We start from the raw sequence: 7210 nt of genomic DNA on the forward strand, positions 1-7210 counted from the left end.
CTGAGCACCGCCACCACCACGGCCAGCAGCACCGCCAGCGCCGCAGCGCTCAGCGACAGTTGCACGGTGGCGCCGAGTTGCCCGCTGATGACCTGCCCCACGGGCCTGCGCAAGTTGTACGAGTCGCCCAAATCACCCTGGGCCAGGCGCCCCAGGTACTGGCCGTATTGCACGATCAAGGGTTGGTCGAGGCCGTATTCAGCGCGCACCTGGGCTATCAGCTCGGCGCTCGGGTTGGCCCCCGGCCCGCCGAGAATGGCCATCGCCGGGTCGCCCGCACTCAGGTTGATGGCCAGAAAGGTCAGGGTTGCCGCGCCCCACAGCACGCCAATGCCGGACAACAATCGACGAAGTATCAGGCGCAGCGGATTCATTTGACCTCCTGGTCGAGCCAGACCGTGGTGAAAATCGGAGTGTTGTGCGAGGTGTCGAAGATCAAGCCCTTGACCGCGTTGCGGTAGGCCACCAGCACATGGCTCTCGTACACCGGCGCTGCCGGGACGTTTTCGGTAAGGCGCTGCTGGGCGATGCTGTAGAGCTTTTGCAATTCAACCGGATCGGTGGTCTGCCGTGCGGCGCTGAGGGCGACGTCCAGTGGCTCGTCGCGAAAGCTGCCGATGTTCTGCCCGATAAAGCTCGGCGTGCTGATGGATTTGCTGTGGTAGAGGATGTACAGGCCGTCCGGGGTATTGGTGTGCCAGTAGCCCGCGGCGATGACCTGGAAGTTGCCGGCATAGCGTTTTTCGAGGATTTGCGGCAGCGGCGCGATGTCGATGGTTAGTTGGAAGCCGACCTTTTTCAGGTCCGCCTGAATCGCCACGGCAATGCTGCTGGGGTAGGCACCGGTTTCGTAAGTCAGCAACTCAGCCGCCAGACGCTGGCCATTTTTGACCCGGTAACCTTCGGCGTCGCGCTGCTCCCAACCGGCGCTGTCGAGCAGGCGGTTGGCTTCGGCCACGTCGTACTTGAGCACGTCTTTGTAGGCCGGGTCGTAGAAGCGCGTGTTGCTGGCCAGAAAATCGCTTTTAGGCTGGTACTCGCCAAAACCGGCGATCCAGGCAATGCCATCGCGATCAACCGCTTTGGTCACCGCACGGCGCATCACCACGTCCTGAAACGGGAACTTCTCGGTGTTGAACTGCAGGCTGCGAAACGGGTTGCCCTTGCGGATCAGGCTGCGGATGTGCAAATCGGGGTTTTGCCGAATGGCCTTGGCGTTTTGCGCCGGCGCATCGACGGTAAAGTCGGATTGCCCCGACTCCAGCGAGCTGAAGCGGATCATCGCCTCGGGCACGATGCTCACCTCCAGGCGGTCGAGGTAGGCCTCGCCTTGATGCCCGGTGACTTCGGGCGCCCAGTGGTAGCCCTTGCGCTTGACGAAGTTCAGGCCTTGGTCGCGGGTGTAGCTTTCGAGCACAAACGGCCCGGTGCCGATGGGGTGTTCGGCGATGGATTTGGGTGCCTCGACGATCTGGCGCGGCGACAGCATGCTCAGGTACGACTGCGCCAGCACATCGAGGAACGGCGAATAGGGTTCGCGCAGGTGCGCTTCGAAGGTGTACTCATCAATGATGCGACCGTCCACGTACGGGGCGATGTAGGCCGCCGCCAGCGGTGATTTGGTCTTGGGGTCACGCATGTGTTCGAGGTTGAGCTGTAGTGCGCGGGCGTTGAATTTTTCGCCATCGCTGTACGTCACGTCGTCACGAAGATGAAAGGTGTAGGTCTTGCCATCTGGCGAAATCTCCCAGGACTTGGCCAGCCAAGGCGTGATGTTGCCCTGCTCGTCCTGGTACACCAGGCAGTCAAACAGGATGCGCCCCAGCCATTGCGTGTTGCCGTGGGAAATCGAGTGCAAATCGAGCGTGGTGGTGTCGGATGAGGTCGACAGGCGCAGCGTGCCGCCCGGTTTGCCGGGGCTGCTTTCGCGGTAGTCATCGGGCTGGCTGGCGCTGGCATCGGCATTGACGACGATGGCGCGCGGCGCTTCGCTGGCCGGTTTGCAGGCGCCCAGCAGCCCGATACCGGCGATCAGCGCCAGGCGGGCAAGCCTTGTGGTCAGGGTCATGTGCTTCCTCCGCCAGCGCCGCGCACTTCGCGACGCTGGCCGCGCAGGCTTAGAAGTTGTAAGTCACGCCGGTAAAGGCGCCGAAACCATCACCGGGGTAGAGCACCGCCGTGTCTTTGCCCTGCACGTCATACGACGGTGCTACGGCAGTCACGTAGGCCTTGTTGGTGAGGTTTTTCAGGTCCAGGTACACCTGCCAGGTTTTGCCCGGATCGTCGAAGCCAAAGCGTGCGCCCCACAGGGTGTAGGACGGCGCGTAGAAGCTGTTGGCGTAGTCCACGGCCGTGCTGGAGGCGGTGCGCACGTTGACCCCGGCATACAAGCCGTTGGCAAATTGGTACTGCAACTCGGCCTGGTAGATGTGCTTGGGCAAGCCCGGCAGTTCGTTCTTTTTGAACAGCGGGTCATTTTCGTAGTGGAAGTCGTTGAGGGTGTACGCCTGACGCCAGTTCAAGGTGTCGCCATTGGCGCCTTCCCACAGACGGGTGCTCAAACCGGCTTCAATGCCTTGGTGAATGGTCGGTGTGGCGTTGGAGGTAGACACCACGGCAGCCGAGGTGGCGGTGGCCGGAAGCACCTGCACGTTGAGCAGCTCGTTTTTCACCCATGACTTATAGAACGCCAGGCTGCCGTCGAAGATGCCGTATTTGCCCTTGATACCGAATTCCACGGTGTTGGCGGTTTGTGGCACCAGTGGCTTGGTGTAGTTGGTGGTGACGCCCGAGCCGGAAATCGACCAGGAGCTTGGCGGGTCGATGGTGCGGCTGACGTTACCGAACAGTTGCACGTCGGGGGCGATGTAATAACGCAGGCCAATGCGCGGGGCGAATCGCCACTCATCGTAGAGGTACTCGCTCGGCAGGCCGCTGGTGTTGGGGCGATCGCTGTACGAGACCTTGACGTTGCGCTTGATCTGGATCGCCGACACGCCGGTAGACAGGTACAGGTTGTCGGTCAGGCCCAGGTCGTTGCCGAGGCTGAACACGTGGTCAAACGAGCCGTCGTACTTCACATCCTTTTGCAGGATGCCTAGGTCTTTATTGCCTTTGTAGGTGCGCACGCCAGCATTGATGTGCTGGGTGCTGGTCCAGCCCGCGGTCGTGGTGCTGGACAGGCCAAACAGGTGATCGGTGCGGGTGTAGTTGAGCGAGTAGTTGATGTCGCGCCAATCCCAGTAGTTGGGGTTGACAGTACTTTTGCGGCTGAGGATCTGCGGGTAGTCGTGGTACACCAGCCCGGCTTCGAGCTTGGCGTCATCGTCAAAGGTGTAGGTGGTTTTGCTGCCGATCCAGGTGGAGCCGAGCTTGGTTGAATCACCGCGCGTGTCACGGGTGGCGATGTTGGTTTGCGAGGGTTTTTTCTTTAACTGGGCCAGGGTCAGTTGGCCGGAGTTCTCGTGGTACTCCTCGCGATAACGCAGGTACACGCGGGTTTCCAGTTTGGGGCTGAACCGGTAGCCAAAGTTGCTGACGATGCCCTTGGCCTTGGTGTAGGTGAAGTCCTGGAAGCCGTCGCGCTTGGAGTTGTCGACGCTGACAAAGTAGTCGGCATCGCCCACCACACCGCCGGTGCTGAGGGTCTCTTTTTCCCAGCCGAAGCTGCCGCCTTCGACCTTGATGCGCGTGCCCGGTGCCGTGCGGCCGGTGTTGGTGACAAAGTTGATGGCGCCACCCAACGACAAGGCGCCGTATTCAAAGGCGTTGGCCCCGCGCAGCACTTCGGTGTAGTTCAGGCCCTGGGTGTCGAGCAACTCATAAGGTGTACCGCCCGCGCCGGTCAGCGCCAGGCCGTCAAAGAGAAACTTGGTGCCTTCACGGAAATACCCCGGTGAGGTGTTAGCCCCGGAGCCACGAATCGAGATCTTGATCGCATCGTTGCCGCCCGCCGCCTGGGCATACACGCCCGGCTGATAGGCCAGAGTGTCTTCAAGGGTGGCCGAGCGGCCCTTTTCGACTTCCGCCTGAGTGACCAGGCTGGTGCCGCCGGCCACTTCGTCGAGTTTGGCTTTCGCCGCTTGCACCTCGGTTTGTTGGGCGGCTTGCACGGTGACCGTGCCCAGACGTCGCTCGCCGTTCGGGCTGGCGTCATCGGCCAGGGCAAACGGGGCAAGGGTTAATAAGGCGCTGCTGACAGCGAATAAGGAGGAATGCCGTTTAACAGCAGAAGTAGCCAAGTGCACGCGTTTCAAATTATTACCCCACCTGAATAGAAAATAGGCGAGTTTCTATTGGCATAGTCAATCTCACGATGACAACGCTATTGCAGCGAACGTGCCAACTGGCTAAGTGCCTTATTTGCGGGTGTTTCGGGTTTTAATGTTGTAAGTGCGACTGTTGCGTTACAGCGCTACTGCCGAACACGTGTTTGTTTCCCAACACTTGTAAAAAAGTGTTTATAAACTTTTGGCAGCACCTTAGATCAATAGTTGTTAATTAAACAAGTCGAGGTAACAGCAACTTAGCCACGTAGTCGGCTTCTTCTTGCAAGGGCCAACCCGACAGGCTGATGACATTAAGTCCGGCTTCTTGTTGATAAATACCCAGTGTATTCACAATACTGTCGGGCGATCCGACAAGGTACGCCGACGATGAGCCAGTCCCGAATACATCCAGCGTCGACCACGCTGTAATCCCGGCGTACAGGTTGTTTTCCAGGCGCAATTCTTCGAGGGTCGGTAGTTGCCGCTGACGTAGCCGGGCAAGCCAACCGGCACGCTTGGCATCCGGGGCGACAAAGTTGGCAAAGTTGAACTTGCCGCCACTGCGCCGCACGATTGACTCGTTTATTTTGTCGCGCAGCACCTCAACGCCGGTGGCTTCGAACATCGCATAAAAGTGCGCCAGCGCCTCGCTGTCAGTCGGCCTTACAACCACGCTGGCCAAGGCGCCCAGCCCGCTGAACTGGCGCTTTGCAGCCTGCGCCGCCTGCTGCGCCTTGTGAAACTTTTCGCTCACGACCTCAACTTCTCGCAGCATGGTCATGTACACGTTGACCAACTCGCCGGCGTGATCCACGCCCGCCGTTGAATCCCCTGTGCCCCACAGTTGCACGCCGTCTTTTTGCTGCGGGTGGATTTCCAGCGGGGTATTCGGGAAGTAGGTTTTGCTGCCCTGGGCATACGAAAAAGCAAACTTGCGCCAGTAATCAATGCCCAGGGTGTAGCGGTCGGCATGGGAGGTGGTAATGCCGTAGCCCTGCATGATGTTGTCGCGCCCATTGACCAGATTGACCAACAACCGGCCCTGGGTCAGTTGGTCAAACGTGAGCGCTTGTTGGGCCAATAACTTGGCCGGGACCATGCGCGAATAAAAAGAAATCAGGAACTTGATGCGCCGGGTGTAACTGGCCGCAAACGAGGCCGATATAAACGGATCATTCGGCCAAGTTGCAACATGCGCCCCATAAAACCCGCCCTGCTCTATGGTTTGCGCCAGCGCTCGATAACGCTCGAAATCAATCGGATATAACCCGCCCGGGCACCACGGATAAGTACCGTCGGCAAAGCTCAAATACCATAAAACTTTCAGGGCCACGGGAGTCTTCCTCTGTTCAGATTGGGCGAAGACTAATGAGCCTGTTTCGTGGCTGTCAACGCAGTACGCGGCTTAAATTTAAAGTCATAAGCTTATGTATTTACGGCATATGGACAGCTTTTTTATATCACTATCGTTAGTGATAAATGTGATTTTGATTATAAGCACGGCCTGCGTACGCTGATCACCACAGGAAACAACCGTCGCCCTTGCGGATTTCCACATCCCCGTAAACATGACGACAGACGTTTCAATAAACCCATGAAGAAGACCACTTACGCCTTACCGTTAACGCTGTTCAGCCTGCTGTCCATCACCCAACAGACGCAGGCGGCTGAAGCCGATCCGGGTGATTACATTGCCGCGCCACCGGGCACTGATCTGGGGCTGTTGTATTACCAACATTCGTCGGCAGACACTTACCGCGATGCGTCGGGTAATAAAGTCGACGGCAGTAATCGGTTCAGGTCTGACATTGGCATTTTGCGTTACGTGCATTTTATGGAGGTGTTCGGCTACACGATTGACCCGCAAGTGGTGTTGCCGTTCGGGCAGTTGCATGACGCGAAAATCGGCGGCCAGTCCATTGATGGCAACAGCGGTATCGGTGACGTGCAACTGACCTCGACGGTGTGGTTGGTGAACAACCCGCAGGCGCGCCGCTGGTTTGGTATTTCGCCGTTTATCGTCGCGCCCACCGGCACTTACGATAAGCACGAAGCCTTCAACCTGGGTGAAAACCGCTGGAAGGGCATTGTGCAGGGCGGCTTTGTGCAGGGCTTCGGGCAATACTGGAGCTGGGACTTGATTGGCGACATCACCTGGTACGGTAAAAACACGGACGCCGGTGGCGGTGATCAGACGCTCAAGCAAGACCGCTCTTACCAGGTGATCAACTGGTTGAGTTATCACCCGACTGACACCTCCCATGTGTCAATCGGCTACTCCCACACCTGGGGCGGCGCGCAACAGCTGGACGGCGTGGACAACGGCACCCGCACCCGGGTTGATCAGTGGCGCGCACTGTACGCCACCAACGTTACTGCCAAGGATCAGGTGCAAGTGACACTGGCCAGGGACCTGAACGTTCGCGGCGGGTTTGAACGCGACTATCAACTGAATTTGCGCTTGGCTCATGTGTTTTAAAAAGAAATAGACATCCTCTGTAGGAGCGAGCTTGCCTCGCGAGCTTTTAAAGATCAAAAGATCGCGAGGCAAGCTCGCTCCTACAGGGGGTGTGTCACATATTTTTGTTTATCAACGAAGGTGTTTATGAGCTATCACTCCCCTGCCCTTGCTGCCCCGACTATTGAGTCTGTGATCGCCACGCACGCGGCGCTGCGGGCCAATACGCCGCTGGTGCAGTGCCTGACCAATGTGGTGTCGGCCAACTTTATGGCCAATGTGCTGCTCAGCGCCGGTGCCGCGCCAGCCATGGTCGACAACCCGGAAGAAGCCGCTGATTTTGCGCGCATCGCCGGGGCGGTGCTGATCAACCTCGGTACGCCGAACACGGCTCAAGTCGAAGGCATGCGCCTGGCCGTGGCCGCCGCCCATAACGCCGGGCGCCCCTGGGTGCTGGACCCGATTGGCGCAGGCGGGCTGGCAT

General features: G+C 58.8%; 5 protein-coding genes and 1 pseudogene. 2 read left to right on the forward strand and 4 right to left on the reverse strand.

Features of this window, described 5'->3' with window-relative positions; translation table 11 throughout:
- The 4 genes and pseudogenes from GHO25_RS24855 to GHO25_RS24870 all read right to left on the reverse strand — a co-directional run.
- Positions 1-374: pseudogene (locus GHO25_RS24855) on the reverse strand (ABC transporter permease); the annotation flags it as partial.
- Positions 371-2068 (reverse strand): ABC transporter substrate-binding protein, encoded by a 1698-nt coding sequence (locus tag GHO25_RS24860; RefSeq protein WP_153393145.1) that lies wholly within the window; start codon positions 2066-2068, stop codon positions 371-373. The pseudogene GHO25_RS24855 and the gene GHO25_RS24860, both read right to left, overlap by 4 nt.
- Positions 2069-2117: 49 nt before the next feature.
- Positions 2118-4247: a TonB-dependent receptor family protein gene (locus GHO25_RS24865; protein ID WP_372240973.1), complete on the reverse strand. Its 2130-nt coding sequence runs from the start codon at positions 4245-4247 to the stop codon at positions 2118-2120.
- A gap of 253 nt (positions 4248-4500) precedes the next feature.
- The gene (locus GHO25_RS24870; protein ID WP_178110225.1) at positions 4501-5601 is read right to left on the reverse strand and encodes an LLM class flavin-dependent oxidoreductase; all 1101 of its coding nucleotides are present in this window, start codon (positions 5599-5601) and stop codon (positions 4501-4503) included.
- A 261-nt stretch (positions 5602-5862) separates the two neighbouring features.
- Between GHO25_RS24870 and GHO25_RS24875 the strand changes: the two genes are divergently transcribed.
- Positions 5863-6747, forward strand: coding sequence for a transporter (locus tag GHO25_RS24875; protein ID WP_153393151.1), 885 nt, complete (start codon positions 5863-5865; stop codon positions 6745-6747).
- A gap of 126 nt (positions 6748-6873) precedes the next feature.
- Positions 6874-7210: hydroxyethylthiazole kinase (locus GHO25_RS24880; protein ID WP_178110226.1), on the forward strand; the 337-nt coding region annotated here is incomplete at its 3' end.

The organism is Pseudomonas sp. FSL R10-1350 (assembly GCF_009600525.1).
Taxonomy (GTDB): domain Bacteria; phylum Pseudomonadota; class Gammaproteobacteria; order Pseudomonadales; family Pseudomonadaceae; genus Aquipseudomonas; species Aquipseudomonas helleri.